The sequence below is a fragment of the Salininema proteolyticum genome (genome assembly GCF_042685645.1).
GTDB lineage: Bacteria > Actinomycetota > Actinomycetes > Mycobacteriales > Micromonosporaceae > Salininema > Salininema proteolyticum.
In genome coordinates this window covers 4,146,618-4,161,151 of sequence record NZ_JBHUNX010000001.1, presented here as the reverse complement: position 1 = coordinate 4,161,151, position 14,534 = coordinate 4,146,618, and the positions used below count along the sequence as shown (strand labels likewise).

General features: G+C 69.8%; 15 protein-coding genes. 6 read left to right on the top strand and 9 right to left on the bottom strand.

Annotation, left to right across the window (positions count from 1 at the left end; genetic code table 11):
- Window positions 1-61: 61 nt before the first annotated feature.
- Window positions 62-1,495 (bottom strand): replicative DNA helicase, encoded by a 1,434-nt coding sequence (dnaB, locus tag ACFTE1_RS19170; RefSeq protein WP_380619559.1) that lies wholly within the window; start codon window positions 1,493-1,495, stop codon window positions 62-64.
- Between the two features lie 1,368 nt (window positions 1,496-2,863).
- Between dnaB and ACFTE1_RS19165 the strand changes: the two genes are divergently transcribed.
- Entirely contained in the window at window positions 2,864-3,688 is an 825-nt protein-coding gene (locus ACFTE1_RS19165; protein ID WP_380619557.1) for a hypothetical protein, read from the top strand.
- A 753-nt stretch (window positions 3,689-4,441) separates the two neighbouring features.
- Here the strand turns inward: ACFTE1_RS19165 and ACFTE1_RS19160 are convergent.
- Window positions 4,442-5,857 (bottom strand): dicarboxylate/amino acid:cation symporter, encoded by a 1,416-nt coding sequence (locus tag ACFTE1_RS19160; RefSeq protein WP_380619555.1) that lies wholly within the window; start codon window positions 5,855-5,857, stop codon window positions 4,442-4,444.
- Window positions 5,858-6,132: 275 nt separating this feature from the next.
- Between ACFTE1_RS19160 and ACFTE1_RS19155 the strand changes: the two genes are divergently transcribed.
- From ACFTE1_RS19155 to ACFTE1_RS19140, 4 genes are all read left to right on the top strand, one after another.
- Entirely contained in the window at window positions 6,133-6,576 is a 444-nt protein-coding gene (locus tag ACFTE1_RS19155) for a fluoride efflux transporter FluC (RefSeq protein WP_380619553.1), read from the top strand.
- Complete coding sequence (locus ACFTE1_RS19150; protein ID WP_380619551.1) at window positions 6,573-6,935, top strand: fluoride efflux transporter FluC; 363 nt, start codon at window positions 6,573-6,575, stop codon at window positions 6,933-6,935. The genes ACFTE1_RS19155 and ACFTE1_RS19150 overlap by 4 nt, the downstream gene beginning before the upstream one ends.
- Before the next feature lie 336 nt (window positions 6,936-7,271).
- The gene (locus ACFTE1_RS19145; protein ID WP_380619549.1) at window positions 7,272-8,516 is read left to right on the top strand and encodes an aminotransferase-like domain-containing protein; all 1,245 of its coding nucleotides are present in this window, start codon (window positions 7,272-7,274) and stop codon (window positions 8,514-8,516) included.
- An 11-nt stretch (window positions 8,517-8,527) separates the two neighbouring features.
- Window positions 8,528-9,520, top strand: coding sequence for a D-alanine--D-alanine ligase family protein (locus ACFTE1_RS19140; RefSeq protein WP_380619547.1), 993 nt, complete (start codon window positions 8,528-8,530; stop codon window positions 9,518-9,520).
- 59 nt (window positions 9,521-9,579) lie between these two features.
- On the opposite strand, the gene ACFTE1_RS19135 is transcribed toward ACFTE1_RS19140, so the two are convergent.
- From ACFTE1_RS19135 to mqnB, 6 genes are all read right to left on the bottom strand, one after another.
- Window positions 9,580-9,789, bottom strand: coding sequence for a hypothetical protein (locus ACFTE1_RS19135; protein WP_380619545.1), 210 nt, complete (start codon window positions 9,787-9,789; stop codon window positions 9,580-9,582).
- A 10-nt stretch (window positions 9,790-9,799) separates the two neighbouring features.
- Window positions 9,800-10,246, bottom strand: coding sequence for a membrane protein insertion efficiency factor YidD (yidD, locus tag ACFTE1_RS19130; RefSeq protein ID WP_380619543.1), 447 nt, complete (start codon window positions 10,244-10,246; stop codon window positions 9,800-9,802).
- A 9-nt stretch (window positions 10,247-10,255) separates the two neighbouring features.
- Complete coding sequence (larE, locus tag ACFTE1_RS19125; RefSeq protein WP_380619541.1) at window positions 10,256-11,092, bottom strand: ATP-dependent sacrificial sulfur transferase LarE; 837 nt, start codon at window positions 11,090-11,092, stop codon at window positions 10,256-10,258.
- A gap of 74 nt (window positions 11,093-11,166) precedes the next feature.
- The gene (locus tag ACFTE1_RS19120; protein WP_380619538.1) at window positions 11,167-11,559 is read right to left on the bottom strand and encodes a cold-shock protein; all 393 of its coding nucleotides are present in this window, start codon (window positions 11,557-11,559) and stop codon (window positions 11,167-11,169) included.
- 112 nt (window positions 11,560-11,671) lie between these two features.
- On the bottom strand, window positions 11,672-12,490 hold the full coding sequence (locus ACFTE1_RS19115) for a 1,4-dihydroxy-6-naphthoate synthase (protein WP_380619532.1): 819 nt from the start codon (window positions 12,488-12,490) through the stop codon (window positions 11,672-11,674).
- Entirely contained in the window at window positions 12,487-13,086 is a 600-nt protein-coding gene (gene mqnB, locus ACFTE1_RS19110; RefSeq protein WP_380619530.1) for a futalosine hydrolase, read from the bottom strand. The genes ACFTE1_RS19115 and mqnB overlap by 4 nt, the downstream gene beginning before the upstream one ends.
- Window positions 13,087-13,185: 99 nt before the next feature.
- Between mqnB and ACFTE1_RS19105 the strand changes: the two genes are divergently transcribed.
- Window positions 13,186-13,962 (top strand): DUF3027 domain-containing protein, encoded by a 777-nt coding sequence (locus tag ACFTE1_RS19105; protein WP_380619528.1) that lies wholly within the window; start codon window positions 13,186-13,188, stop codon window positions 13,960-13,962.
- A 45-nt stretch (window positions 13,963-14,007) separates the two neighbouring features.
- Here ACFTE1_RS19105 and ACFTE1_RS19100 read toward each other — a convergent pair whose 3' ends face one another.
- Window positions 14,008-14,277: a DUF2530 domain-containing protein gene (locus ACFTE1_RS19100; protein WP_380619526.1), complete on the bottom strand. Its 270-nt coding sequence runs from the start codon at window positions 14,275-14,277 to the stop codon at window positions 14,008-14,010.
- Window positions 14,278-14,534 lie beyond the last annotated feature (257 nt).

The window sequence follows — 14,534 nt, the reverse complement described above, 5'->3', positions numbered from 1 at the left end:
GGAGGCTGAAAACTGAGACGAGACGTTCCCGCCGATGTCGGGGACCCACCGGCAGCGAGCCCTAGATGGCCAAGTCGACGAAGCGCGAGAGGTGCAACTGCGAGGCGACGGTGACGGTGTCGGTCGCACCGTTACGGTGCTTGGCGACGATGAAGTCGGCCTCTCCCGCTCGCGGTGACTCCTTGTCGTAGTAGTCGTCGCGGTGGAGAAGGAGGACGACGTCCGCGTCCTGCTCCAAAGAACCGGACTCACGCAGGTCGGACAGTTGTGGGCGCTTGTCGGTGCGCTGCTCGGGACCACGGTTCAGCTGGGCGACCGCGATGACGGGGCACTCCACTTCCTTGGCGAGCAGCTTGAGCCCACGGGAGATCTCGGAGACCTCCTGCTGACGGGACTCGACCTTGTTCGGAGAGGTCATGAGCTGGAGGTAGTCGACCACGATCATCTTCAGATCGTGCTTCTGCTTGAGGCGCCGGGCCTTGGCCCGGATCTCCATCATGGTCATTGAGGCCGTGTCGTCGAGGAACAGCGGCGATTCGCTGATCTCGCCCATGCGGCGGACCAGGCGGGTCCAGTCGTCGTCGGAGAGGTCGCCGGCGCGCAGGACGTGCATCGGCACACGGGTCTCCGCGGAGAGCAGGCGCATGACGATCTCGAACTTGCTCATTTCGAGGCTGAACAGCGCCGCTGACATGCGGTGGTGCAGCGAGGCATGGCGGAGGAAGTCCATGGCCACGGTCGACTTGCCGAGGCCGGGGCGTCCGGCGACGATGATCAGCTGGCCGGACTGCAGGCCGGAGAGGAGCTTGTCGAGATCCTGGAAACCGGTCGGCACGCCGGTGATGAGGCCCTGGTTGTCTCCGATCGACTCGATCTCGTCGAGGGTCGGTTGAAGGAGGTCCGAGAGTATCGAGAAGTCTTCGCTCTTGCGGCGGTCGGTGACCTCGTAGACGGTCTGCTGCGACAGGTCGACCAGGTCGTCGACGTCGCGGCCGCCCTTGCCGCCGCCGTAGCCGTACTGGACGATCTTGGTGCCGGCCTCGATCAGGCGGCGCAGGACCGCCTTCTCATGGACGATGCGCGCGTAGTAGCCGGCGTTGGCCGCGGTCGGGACCATGTCGAGCAGGTCGTGGAGGTACGGTCCTCCGCCGATCTTGTTCAGGTCGCCCGAGTCGGCCAGCGCCGCGGCGATGGTGATCGCGTCGGCGGGCTCGCCGTTGGCGTACTTGTCGATGATCGCGTCATAGATGAGCGCGTGGCTCGGCTTGTAGAAGTCGGTGGTCTTGAGGACCTCGATGACGTCGGCGATCGCGTCCTTCGACAGGAGCATTCCGCCGAGCACGGACTGCTCCGCGGCGATGTCCTGGGGAGGCGTGCGCTCGAACTCGTACCCGGAGCGGTTGCCGGAAGGGGAAGACGGCGGAGGGCCGTAGGGGTCCTCCTCCGGAGGCGGCTCGAACTGCGAGTGGAGGTTACCGGTGGTGAGATCGGTCAACGGTATCTCCTCATGCCCTGGGTGTCGGTCAACGTCATTCAATGTAGCTGTGCGTCGGCGTTCGGCGAGCGCCGTTCGACGTATTGCACAACCGATCACTCGGCCGGAGCCGGGTGCCGTTCGTGTTCGCTCGGATCGGTGATCCGTGCGACCTGTCGCCCACGTCCCGCCGGCCCGCCGGCCCGTCGGGACCGCGACCGTGAGGACAGGGCGCGAAGCCCGCCTGGGCGCGGCGTCTTGGCTCCGGTGGCCGGTCGACACCGCGTTCGCGGTCTCCACGGCCACCGCGCCGCAGATCACGGTCTTGACTCCGCGATCGCTGTGCGATCGGTGGAGGTCGGTCGACCTGCTTCGCGTTCACCATGCCCGGGCTCCTGTCCGTGCGTTGACACGCTGAGCGCAGGGCCTGGTCCGTGGCCACGGTCCTCAGGACCTTGGCCGCGTGCTGCCACGGTTGGCACGAGGCCCGCTCCGCGATCACCGTCTTCGTGGCCGGTGGCCGGTGGCCGGTGGCCGGTGGCCGGTGGCCGGTGGCCGGTGGCCGGTGGCCGGTGGCCGGTGGCCGTGGCTTTAGCTTTGGCCTTGACCTCGGCTTTGGCCGTGGGGCAACGCGGTGAGCACGGGGCCTCCTCCACGATCGCCGTCCTCGGGTCCGCGTCGGTGCGCTCCCATTGCGGGTTTCGTACCCTCGCTCGCGCCTCCCTCGGAAGGGCTGCGCGTACGGCGGGCGCAATCCTACCGGACCGGGTGAACCGGCGATCATGGCTCGACCGGGCGGCCGGTGTCGTGTTCGTGTGCCCACGCAGGCGCGGACCCGGTGAGCCGGTGCCGGGGCGATCCCGACGCCATCGCGTTCTAGGCGGCGGGTACAGCCCGTGTCGCACCGGATCGCGTTCCCGGAGCCGGTCCGCGCGGGTTCCGTGAACGCACCGCCCGCGTTCTTGCGTCGGCGATGTGCTCCTCGGCTGTGGTCGAACGATCGTCGAAGGACGGACCCGGCTGTGGGGCCGGTCTCCGGAGTCCCCGGTCGGTGAGCATGGCGGGCGTTCCCCGATGAGCCGCGGATTCCTGGCCGGTGGAGGCCGGGGCAGGGAAATGACGGAACGGTCCGGGGAGCGTCAGCGTATTCGACGCTAGAGGGCAAAGTCGGGACATGCAAGTGCCGGGGTCCGGCAGCCTGTGGATAACTTGTGGATAACCTGGCCGAAGCTGTGGATAACTTGTGGACGAGCGCGGGGACCTCGGTGTTGTGGCGCGCGGTGATCAGTGTTTTCATTGTCTACAGGCTGTGGACAAAGTTTTAGTCTGGATTTTTGGTCACTGGGTGTCGATTCACCGGTTCCGGCGGCGGTGTGGAGGGGAGAGCTGATGGGCGCATCGGGTCCGCGACGGGACGGGCCGTTCGCCGGGCGCGGTCCGGACGGGTCCGGCCCCTCCGGTCAGTTCCGCGACCGGGCGTCGGGTCCGGGCGCGCGGCCGGCGAAGCAGGAGGACACTCCGCTCGCGGGCGACGAAACGCTGGGGCGGCTCTTCGCGGACGCGCCGGACGGACCGACCGCGGACCACCGGCAGGACGACGCGCCTCGGCGCCGAACGCTGGGCTCGTCGCGTACCGGAGAACCCGAAGAACATTCACCGACCGGTGGCGGCAGGGAACCGGGCGGCGGGGGTTCGGTCGACAAGTTCGGCTTCTACCACGCCCCGGAGCCCGGAGGCGCCGGCGAATCCGGTTCCAAGACCTCCCCGGAGGGCAGCCCCGGGACCCCTGCGGCTACGGGCGCGGAGACGAGGCGACGGCCGTCCAAGGGCACGTCCATGACCGTTCGCCAGGAGGAGAGCAAACGCGCCGGGGACGTCGACCGAGCGGGGGAGAGGGCCTACTGGCCGACTTTGATGGTCACGTTCCTCTGGTACGCGGTGGGCTTCGGAGCCTATCTCCTCTGGCTGCTCATAGCTCCGGTGGAGTCCTCGCTGTGCCCGTCGTCGGGCTGCTCCTTCTGGGCCCGCTTCGCCGATTCGACGGGCCGCTCGTGGGCCTGGGTGGCGTCGGCCCTCACTTCGTCGCTCTTGCTGGCGGTTCTCCTGCGGCTGCCGAAGTCGGGTTGGCGGGCCGGCGTGGCCGGCAGCGCCGCGGCGGTGCTGGGAGCGGGGCTGGTGACCGTGATCCTGCGGACCGCGGGCTGGCAGTACTGAACGGACGGCTCGGGTCAGACGACGGGCCGGGTTCCGATCTCGGGCCGGGCTGTGCCGACCTTGTCGCTAACGACATCGGACTGATGGAGAACCGCCGGGAACGGTGCCCTCTCGGCTCTCGTACGACGGGACGGGTCGGTGACCCTCCTCCGCCGCGCATGTCCGGCCCGTAGGGGCCCGGTCCGCCCGTGCGGAGTGTGCGACCGGTCGGAGGGGCGGCAGGAGGTTCGACGGTGGGCCGCGGCGGTCGGAAAGAGGCCGGTGCGGGGCGAAAGCGCGGGTTCGGTCCATTCCACAGGACACCGCAGTATGGAGATCGCATCCGCGTGGCGTGGGCGACGCCGCCGGGCTTGAGGACGCGGCGGAACTCATGGGGATCGCGCGCGCAGCGTGGACGCATCTCACGAGTTGGTGTTGCACGAGATTGGAATGGAGATCGCGCGTGGGGTGGACAGTCCGCGCAGACCTCGGGGATCGGTGAGAAAGAAGGAGAACGAGCCCGCGTGACGTGAACGGTCTGGTCGCCGCGGTAGGGAGATCGCATCCGCGTGGCGTGAACGGTCTGGTCGCCGCAGTAGGGAGATCGCATCCGCGTGGCGTGAACGGTCCCGGTCGCCGCGGTACGGGCGCCGGAGAGCGAAAACCGGCCCGTCGCACTGGGCGGCGGGCCGGAACGGCCGGATCGAGTCGGCGGCGTGGATCCGGCCGTCGGCTCGGCGGCGAATCCCACGGAGGAACCCGCCGCCGGGCCGGTCATGAGCCTGAAGAGGCTCCGACCAGGTCTTTCTCACGTCCGGAATCCTCGGCGGACTCCTCCTCGACGTCGGACTCCACCGCGGTGGGCTCGTCGAGCGGCTGCGGCGGGGCGTTGAAGACCTCGTCGTCCAGCAGCTTCTCCGAGCGGGCCACGACGACCGGGACGACCATCTGGCCGGCGACGTTGGTCGCGGTGCGGATCATATCGAGGATCGGGTCGATCGCCAGCAGGAGCCCGACGCCCTCGAGGGGCAGCCCCAGGGTGGACAGCGTCAGGGTCAGCATGACGATCGCGCCGGTCAGGCCGGCCGTGGCGGCCGATCCGACCACGGACACGAAGGCGATCAACAGGTAGTCGCCGACGCCCAGGTTGAGCCCGAAGACCTCGGCCACGAAGATCGCGGCGATGGCCGGGTAGATCGCGGCGCAGCCGTCCATCTTCGTGGTCGCGGCGAACGGCGAGGCGAAGGCCGCGTAGTTGCGGTCGACGCCCATGCGGTCGGTGACGGTGCGCTGGGCCAGCGGCATGGTGCCGACCGAGGAGCGCGAGGCGAACGCGAACTGGAGGGCCGGCCAGGCCTTGCGGAGCCACATGATCGGCGAGACGCGTCCGAAGAGGCGCAGGACGAGCGGGTAGATGACCAGCAGGACGATGAAGCAGCCGATGTAGATCGCCGCGCTGAACTTGGCCAGCGGGGCGAGCAGGTCCCAGCCGTAGGAGTACACGGCGCGGCCGATGAGGCCGGCGGTGCCGATCGGGGCGAGGCGGATGACCCACCACAGCGCCTTCTGGGTGATCTCCAGCAGGGAGGTGTTGAACTTGAGGAAGGCCTCGGCCTTCTCCCCGACCTTGACGGCGGCGGCGCCGACGACGATGGCCAGGAAGACGATCTGGAGTACGTTGACCTCGCTGAAGGCCGTCATCACGTTGGTCGGCAGGACGCCGGTGATGAAGTCGATCCAGGAACCCTGGCTCTCGGGCGCTTCGGCCGCTCCGAGGCTGGAGAGGTCGACGCCCTTGCCCGGGTTCATGGCGAGTCCCAGGCCGATGGCGACGGCGACGGCGACGAGGGAGGTGATCATGAACCAGCCGAGCGTCTTCATGACGAGCCGGCCGGCGTTGGCGAGGTTGCGCAGGTTGCCGACCGCCGCGACGATGGCCGTGAAGACCAGGACGGGGACGACGAGGAAGAGTAGTTGGACGAAGAGGCTTCCGATGGTGGTGAGGCTTTCGCCCAACCACGTCACGGCCCAGTTCCGGGCCACCCAGCCCAGCGCGACGCCGAGGAAGAGGCCGGCGAAGAGCTGGACCGAGAAGGGAATCGACTTGAGACGTTTCACTTGCGGTTCCTTTATAGGTTCAGAGTGCGCGCGAACGCGACCGCCGGGGAGCGCGGAAGAGCGGGGTGGCATGCGGGCCACCGCCCGGCGACGGGCAAGGAGAAGTGCCGGGGAGTCCCGGGAAGTTCAAGGGACGGCGGAAGAAGCGGCTAGAGTAGCCGGGCCGTCAGAGAGCCGCCGGACACAAGCGGGTAGTGACGCGGCCGTAGTCCAGATAACGGCGTCGCGTCAGCCACTTGTGCGTAACGGTGTATGACATCGTGGTCGACGGTACTCGTCGGAGGAGTGGATGGCAACGGCCTGTGAGATAGTACTCGCGGTGGTCAAGGCGGGAATAGGGTGGGCCTGTGAACGGAATCGGATGGGGTCGGGCGCTGCGCGGGGCTCCCAAGCGCGCCCTTCTGGCGGTGAGTCTGGGCGGCGTCGTCGGCGCGCTCGCGCGTTACGGGGTCAGCCTGTTGTTCCCCAAGGACCCGCACCATTTCGACGTGGCGACGTTCCTGGTCAACGTCCTCGGCGGCTTCCTGATCGGGATGCTCATGGTCTTCGCGGTCGAGTTGAGGCCCGGCACCGGGTATCTGCGCCCGTTCCTGGGCGTGGGGGTCATGGGAGGGTTCACGTCCTTCTCCGCCTACATCCTCGACATCGGCCGGGCGGTCGGCGCCGGCGAGCGGATGCTGGCGGTGACGTACGCCTTCACGACCATCGCCGGGGCGCTGGGGGCGGCGGCGCTGGGCATGTACGCGATGCGGAGGATCGACCGCCGCTTCGGCATCGGGGTCCGGGAATGACGGCCCTGTTCATCGCGTTGGGCGCGGCCGTCGGCGCCCCGGCGAGGTTCGCGACGGACAAGGCGGTGGGGCGGCTCTTCGGCCGGACCCTGCCGTGGGGGACGTTCGCGGTGAACGTGTCCGGCACTTTCCTGGCGGTGCTGGCGGCCGTGCTCATCACAGACCCCGGCTTGTACAACCTGGTGGCCGTGGGCTTCTGCGGGGCGCTGACGACCTACTCGACGCTGTCCTACGAGACCCTGGACCTCGCGGAGTCCGGAAAGTGGAGGTACGCGGTGGGGAACATCGTCGCCAATCTGGCGGGCGGACTGGCCGCGGCCTGGCTCGCCTTCTCCGTCGCGCACGTGGTCGGGGGCTGAGCGTTCGGGAAGGGCGCGGCGGCCCCGAGGGCTCGCGGCGGGACGCCTCGGCCGGCGCCGGCGAGGTCTCGTTGCCTTGGCCCGCGGCGTCTGCGGCACAGCGGTGCGGCCGCGAAGACCTCCGGACTCCTCTCCGCCGCGCGCGCAGTGACCTCCGGCACCCGGCCGATCGTAGGCCGGAAGAGCGTCGAACCTGTGATTGAAAGTCTGTCTGGACGCCTGTGACAGGAAGGTGACGGTGCGGCCGAAAGGCGGGAATCTCCCTGGTCGGAACCCCGATGGGCGCGTAGTCTTAAGGGACTTATGCCAGCCCCGTGACCTGGAGGAGGTTACCGCGTGTCCGGAACAACACTCGACGATTACACCGGTCGGTACGCAACCAGGGTTCACGGCATGGCACAGAGCGAGATCCGGGCTCTGTTCTCCGTGGCCAACCGCCCCGAAGTGGTCTCCCTGGCGGGCGGCAACCCGTTCACGGCGGCCCTCCCCTTCGACGACCTCAAGGAGATGTTCGACAAGCTCTTCTCCGACTCGGGGGCCAAATCCCTGATGTACTGCGGAGGCCAGGGCGATCCGGCGCTGCGGGAGGCGATCACCGAGGTCCTCGACCTGACGGGGATCAGCGCCTCCGCCGACGACCTGGTCCTGACGACCGGCGCCCAGCAGGGTCTCGACCTGCTCGCCCGGACGTTTCTCGACCCCGGCGACATCGTCCTCGCCGAGGGACCCACCTACGTGGGCGCGCTGGGCGTGTTCCAGGCGGCGCAGGCCGACGTCCGGCACCTGCCGATGGATGAGGACGGCCTCGTCCCGGCCGGCCTCGAAGAGGCCCTGAAGGGACTGCGCAAGGAGGGCCGCGAGGCGAAGTTCCTCTACACGGTCCCGACGTTCCAGAATCCGACGGGCGTGACCCTCTCCGAGGAGCGCCGGGAGGAGATCCTCCGTATCGCCGAGCGCCACGGGCTGCTGGTGATCGAGGACGACCCGTACTCCATGATCTCCTTCGAGGGCGAGCCTCCGGCCCCGCTGAGGGCCCGCGTCGACCGCGGCGTCATCTACCTGGGGACGGTCTCCAAGATCTTCGCCGCCGGCCTGCGCCTGGGCTGGGTCCTGGCCCCGCCGGCGGTCCGCGACAAGCTCCTGCTGGCCGTCGAGGCCTCGATCCTCTGCCCCTCTTCGCTGACGCAGGAGGCCACGAGGCGCTTCCTGACGGAGATGGAGTGGCGCCAACAGGTCAAGGTCTTCACCACCCTCTATCAGGAACGCCGCGACGCCCTCCTGGGCGCGCTCGGCGACTACATGCCGGAGGGGGCGACGTGGACCCGCCCGGGAGGCGGCATGTTCGTGTGGCTGGACCTTCCGGAGGGGCTCAACTCGAAGGACATGCTGCCCCGCGCCCTGTCGGAGCGTGTAGCCTACGTCCCGGGCACCGGCTTCTACGCCGACGGCGACGGGGCCGCCCACATGAGGCTGAACTTCTCGTTCCCCACCGCCGAAGACATCCGCGAGGGAGTCCGGCGCCTCGGGGGCGTCATCGCCGCCGAGAAGCAGCTGCGCGACGCCTTCACCGGAGAGAACTGATAGGAGTTTCCGTGGCAGACAAGGAGCCCGAGGCAAAGCCCGGCACCGCCGCGATCCTGGCCGGGGGCATGTCGTACGAGCACGACATCTCCGTGCGGTCGGGGCGCCGCGTGGCCGACGCGTTGCGCAGGGCGGGATGGAGGGTCCTGTCGTTCGACACCGACCGGACGCTCCTGGACCGGCTGGACAAGGAGTCGCCCGACGCGGTCGTGCCGCTGCTGCACGGCGCCGCGGGAGAGGACGGGGCACTGCGCGCGGTCCTGGAGACGCTGAGCCTGCCGTACGTGGGCTCGTCGGCCGTCGCGAGCCGGAGGGCCTGGAACAAGGCCGGCGCGAAGGACTACCTGTCGGCGGCCGGAGTGCCGGTCGCGCCGTCGGTCACCCTGCACCGCCAGGTCTTCTCCGACCTCGGCACGCCGCGCCTGCTGGAGGCCGCCGTCGACGCGATCGGGCTGCCCCTGGTGGTCAAGCCCGCCGCGGGCGGATCGGCCATGGGCGTGAACCGGGTGTCCTCCCCTGAGGACCTGCCCTCGGCGATGATGGCGACGTACTCCTACTGCGACGAGGCCATGGTCGAACGCTACCTGCCGGGCCGCGACATAGCCGTGACGGTGGCGGACTTCGGCGACGGGCCGGAGGCGCTGCCTCCGGTGGAGATCGAGCCGCTGTCGGGCACCAACGACTTCGCCGCCCGCTACAACCCCGGCGCCACCCGTTGGCACGCCCCGGCGCGCCTGGACGCGGAGGCCGCCGAGCGCGTCGCGAAACTGGCGGTCGACACGCACCGCGCCCTGGGCCTGAGGGACCTCTCTCGGGTGGACCTCATCGTGGGCGACGACGGCGAGGTGACGGTGCTGGAGGCGAACATCGCCCCGGGCATGACCGAGACGTCGCTGGCGCCCATGGCGATCGAGGCGGCCGGGCTGGACTTCGGCGAGGCCTGGGCGCGGCTGCTGGACAAGGCGGCCGGGCGGGGCCCGGGAGGACCCGAGCCGCTGATCTGAGGCATGGAGAAAGGGGGAGGGACTTCGCGGTCCCTCCCCCTTTCGGCGCTTTCAGACGGCTACTCGTCCTCGTGCTCGATGCGCTCGGGGATCTTCGGGGAGTGCTCCCAGTCGATCTCGCTCACGGGCATCGGGATGGGGGTGGACTCCCCGAACGGCGAGGACGCACCGATGTGGGGCGAGGTGATCTCGCCGATCTCGAGGTGTCCGGGCTGGACGATGTGGTTCTTCCCGCCGGGCACGGTCTTGGGGAGTTTCTCGTTGCTCATGCCTGCGATTCTAGCGGTCCGCTCCGGGCGCGGGAACGGGATCGCGGGTGCCGTGACGCACCCCTGGGCGGCAGTGCCAGATCCGCAGGAGGGCCAGGCGGGAGCCGGTCCACAGGCCGTAGCGGCGCACGGCGCGGTAGCCGTAGCCGGAGCAGGAGGGCACGTAGCGGCAGGTGACGTTCAGCCGGCGCGAGACGCGGCGGCGGTAGAACGCGATGGCCCGCAGGCCGAGGTCCCTGGCCCAGGGCCGGTGCGCCGCCTCGGCCCGCGCCAGGCGGTCGCCGTCGAGCCGGGCCCACACGAAGAGCGCCACCGACATGGAGAACGGGCCCGCGTCCCTGGCGCCGCCGCAGGCCGCGCCGCAGGAACGGCAGGGGCCGTCGGGGTTGCAGGCCGAGGAGGCGGGGTCGGAGCAGCCCTGCGAGCAGGCTTCCTGATAGAGAGACGGGTCGGACATGGCGGAGTGCTAGCGGTACTTCTCCGGATCGGGCAGCATTTCGTTCATCGCGCCCGATCGGAAGCCCCGCTCGTCCACGGTGACGGACGCGAAGCCCTCGACGACGGACAGGAGCTCGGGGCGGTCGCGGAGCGCGGCCACGTGCTCGGCGTCGACCTCTACCCTGGCGGAGTCCTCGCCGAGGTCGCGCACCCGCAGGTTCGCCACGGGGATCCCGTTGTCGCGCAAGTGCGAGCGGAGCGCCGCCTCGGCCTTGCCGACCCGGGTCAGGTGACCGGGGGTGATGGTGACGCCGTAGGCGATGCGGGAGGAGAGGCACGCGGCGGCGGGCTTGTCCCAGGTGGCCAGGCCCCAGTCGCGGGAGGCCGACCGGATCTCGGCCTTCGTCAGGCCGGCGTCGGCGAGCGGCGTGAGCGCTCCGGCGCGGCGCCCGGCCTCGATGCCGGGCCGGAACCCGGCGACGGTGTCGTCGGCGTTGGTGCCCGTGGCGACGTTCGCGAAGCCTTCCGTCTCCGCCAGCGGGCCGAGCACGCTCATCAGCTCGGTCTTGCAGAAGAAGCAGCGGTCCCCGGCATTGCGCCGGTAGCCCTCGCGGTCGAGCTCGTTGGTCGACGGCAGCAGGTGCCGGACCCCGAGCGAGCGGGCGAACTCCTCGGCGCCCCGGACCTCCGAGGGAGGCAGGGACGGCGACAGGGCCGTGGCCGCGGCGGCCCTCTCCGAACCCAGGGCCTTGGCGGCGGCGGCCAGGAGGAAGGCCGAGTCCGCTCCGCCTGAGAATGCCACGAGGAGGGAGTCGAGCCGTGCGAGGGAGTCGAGCAGTCTGTCAACCTTCAGCGAGCCGTCCACGCCTTACAGCCTACCCAGCGCGCTCCACCGGGCGCGGCCGAGTCCTGCCCCTCGGACGCCGGGGCACGGCCGCGTCAATCGAGCTCGTCCGCGACGGCGCGCAGGACCTCGGCGATCTTGGCGCCCACCTTCTTGTCGGGGCGGCGCCCGCGGGCCAGGGTCGGCATGATCTGCGACTCGAGGACGCCCACCATGTCCTGCAGCATGCTGCCCAGCTCTTCAGGGGTGTGCTTGGGCTGCTTCTCGGCGCCCTTGAGCACGGGGGAGTCGAGGACGTACACGCCCATGGCCTGGGCGCCCTTGCGGGTGTCGATGATGGAGAACTCCACCTTCTGCCCTTTGAGGATCTCCTCCACGCCGTCGGCCAGGGAGTCGCGATGGACGAAGACGTCCTTGCCGCCCTCGTCCTGGGTCAGAAAGCCGAACCCCTTGTCGGCGTCGAACCATTTCACTCGGCCAGTAGGCACGGCGGAACCTCGTCATCTCGTCTAGGCGTCACATCTCGCGTATGACCCTAGATTACAGTGCGGACACCTAAACGGGCCAGTGCCTTAAGGGCGCGAACAGGAGTCGCGCCGCCTATCGGGCGAGGTCGGCGGACAGCAGCCCGAGGGCCCGGGAGTCGGCGCCCATCGCGGTGAACAGGCGCTCGATCGCGGCCTTCCCCTTGTCCCCCAGATCGAGGGAGAACTCGTTGACGTAGAGGTCGATGTGCTTGCGGCACACCTCGGGATCCATCTCCTGGGCGTTGGCGGCGATATAGGAGGCGCTCGCCGAGGGGTCGGCCCACGCGTGGCGGAGCGAGTCGCCGATCGCGGCGGTGATCGGGGCGGGATCGATCTCGCGGCGGGCCACGATGGCGCCCAGCGGGATCGGCACGCCCGTAGCCGCCTCCCACCACTGGCCGAGGTCGACGGTCCGCTCCAGCCCCCACTCGCCGTAGGTGAAGCGGGCTTCGTGGATGACCAGCCCGGCGTCGTACTCGCCGGAGGCGACCCGCGGCATGATCTCGTCGAAGGGCACCACGTCGACGGCGTCCCACTCGGGCCCGTCCTCGTCGTTCCACATCGTGAACAGCGCGTAGGCGGTGGAGTAGAGCGACGGGACCGCCAGGCGCCCCCCGAGCCCCGCGCCCCGGCGCCGGAGCAGGAGGGGGCCGCAGTCGTGTCCGAGCGCGCCGCCGTTGGGCAGCAGCCGCCACTCGGGGTAGAGGCGGGCGAGGTTGCCGTAGGAGACCTTCATGAGGTTCCAGGACGGGTCGCGCCGTTCGGGGTCGTTGGTGATGTCGATGTCGGCGAAGGAGACCGCCACGTCGGGGCCGTCGACCAGGCCGTGCGTCCAGGCGTGGAATATGAAGGTGTCGTTGGGGCACGGCGAGTGCGCGAAGCGGAGGCTCACAGCCGCGACACCGCCTCGGTCAGCGCGCCGAAGGCGCCCTTCCAGTCCCACCCGGCGACGTCGCGGTCGCCGACGAAGTTGGAGACCGTGCGCACCTCGGCGAACGGGAGACCGGCCTGGCGGGCGGCCGTGGCGACGCCGAAGCCCTCCATCGCCTCGCCCAGCGCGGCGGGGAATCGGTTGGTCAGGAGCAGACCCTTGTCGGCCGTCCCCGTGATCGACGTCAGGGTGAGGATGTCGCCCCGGTAGCCCTCGACCCCTTCGGTGAGCGACGGGTCGCAGTCGACGGTCATGGACCCGAAGCCCAGCTCGTCGAGCGGCTGGAACTGGTCGGCGAGGTCCACCCCGAGGTCGGCCGCCGCCGTGCGCACCGCTATCAGCGTGTCGCCGATGTCGGCGCGTCCCTGGAACGCCCCGCACACGCCGGCGTTGACCACCGCGTCGTACTCGCCGCGGGCGAGCGCCGTGGCGGTGGAGGCGGCCGCGGCGGCGGGCCCCACGCCGGAGGTCATGACGGAGAAGCGGCCGGGGTCGGCCAGTCCGGCGCGGACGGCCTCGGCCTCGGCGTCGACGGCGCACACGATCAGGGTAGGCATGCGTCGAAACTAGCTCGCCGAAGAGTGAACCTGTGGGTTGGGCGCATCTAACACCGGCCAAGTCACGTCGCAACAGTGAGAGTGGCCTATGCTTGTGGTGTGCCAGAGACTTCTACCGCTGTTCGCAACCGCAAGCGCCGCCCCCGCCTTGACAAGGTCCTCGCGGAGGCGGTGGACCTCGCCCGCGAGGCCGCCGAGTCGACCGGCGAAGGCGTCGGCGCCCACCTGGAGACCGTCGCCGACGAGGACCGGGTGGCCACGCACTACTTCGAGTCGACCATGCCCGGCTACCGGGGATGGCGCTGGGCCGTGGTGGTGACCCGGGTCCCCCGCTCCAAGCTGGTGACCGTCTCCGAGGTCGCCATGCTGCCGGGGCCCGACGCGCTGCGCTCGCCGCAGTGGGTGCCCTGGATGGACCGGCTCACCGAGCACGAGGTCGGGGTGGGCGACATCCTGCCGACCTCGTCCGAGGACGACCGGCTCATGCCCGCCTACACCCACTCCGACGACGAGGCGGTGGAGGACATCGCCTTCGAGCTCGGGGTGGGGCGCCAGCGGGTGATGAACCGCGACGGGCGCGCCGAGGCCGCGCAGCGCTGGTACGACGGCGACCGCGGGCCGTTCGCCCCGGTGGCCGAGTCGGCGCCGAAGGACGCGCGGTGCGGGACGTGCGGCTTCTTCCTGCCCCTGGCGGGTTCGATGAGGCTGGAGTTCGGCGCCTGCGCGAACCTGTACTCCCAGGAGGACGGGAAGGTCGTCTCCGCCGACCACGGCTGCGGGGCGCACTCGCAGGTCAGTGACATTGTGGACACTTCGCCCCAGGGCGTGTACACCTCGGTGACCGTGTACAACGACGGCACCACCGAAGAGCTTTAGCCGAAACGGCTTCCCACTCCCCGCGGCCGCGCCGCGGGGAGTCTCTCATCTCCGGCGGCGCCGGTCTCGGACGTACATCGTGACCGTTCCGAGGATTCCTATGACTATGCCTATGGCGGCGCAGGTCGGCCACCATCCGCGTCCGCTCGCTTCGAGGGCCTCGCGGTTGAGGTGGACGATGATGAAGGCGATCACCCAGAGGGCCGTTCCGACGGCGAAGACCGGCACCATCGGGACTCGGGCGGGCTCGGGGCTCCGCTTCTCGGGGTAGCGCGCGGCGACGAAGGTCGGGGTCAGGAGTTCTTCTTCGGTCATCTCGCTGTGAGGGCCCGCTTCGCCTGGTTTCGATCGATCGCGGTCGTTTCGCGGCACGCAGCTAAATGTATCCCATACCGTGGCCGGGGACAAACCGGCAGTAGTCTTCGGGGGCTCCGGGGCACCGCCGGGTGCGTGACTCACGCCCTGGCGTGAAGTGTCCGGGCGATATACGGTGGAGGCCTTCCCCTTTCCCCGCACACATATGAGCGTTATTCGAATCGAGTGGCGCGGCGGAAAAGTATCGAATGTACTTC

What these genes read in the sequence shown, in the direction of transcription:
- ACFTE1_RS19100 (WP_380619526.1), bottom strand. Translation starts at nt 14,277, where the DNA reads ATGACCGAAGAAGAACTCCTGACCCCGACCTTCGTCGCCGCGCGCTAC.
- yidD (WP_380619543.1), bottom strand. Translation starts at nt 10,246, where the DNA reads ATGTCCGACCCGTCTCTCTATCAGGAAGCCTGCTCGCAGGGCTGCTCC.
- ACFTE1_RS19160 (WP_380619555.1), bottom strand. Translation starts at nt 5,857, where the DNA reads ATGCCACCCCGCTCTTCCGCGCTCCCCGGCGGTCGCGTTCGCGCGCAC.
- mqnB (WP_380619530.1), bottom strand. Translation starts at nt 13,086, where the DNA reads ATGCCTACCCTGATCGTGTGCGCCGTCGACGCCGAGGCCGAGGCCGTC.
- ACFTE1_RS19165 (WP_380619557.1), top strand. Translation starts at nt 2,864, where the DNA reads ATGGGCGCATCGGGTCCGCGACGGGACGGGCCGTTCGCCGGGCGCGGT.
- ACFTE1_RS19135 (WP_380619545.1), bottom strand. Translation starts at nt 9,789, where the DNA reads ATGAGCAACGAGAAACTCCCCAAGACCGTGCCCGGCGGGAAGAACCAC.
- ACFTE1_RS19150 (WP_380619551.1), top strand. Translation starts at nt 6,573, where the DNA reads ATGACGGCCCTGTTCATCGCGTTGGGCGCGGCCGTCGGCGCCCCGGCG.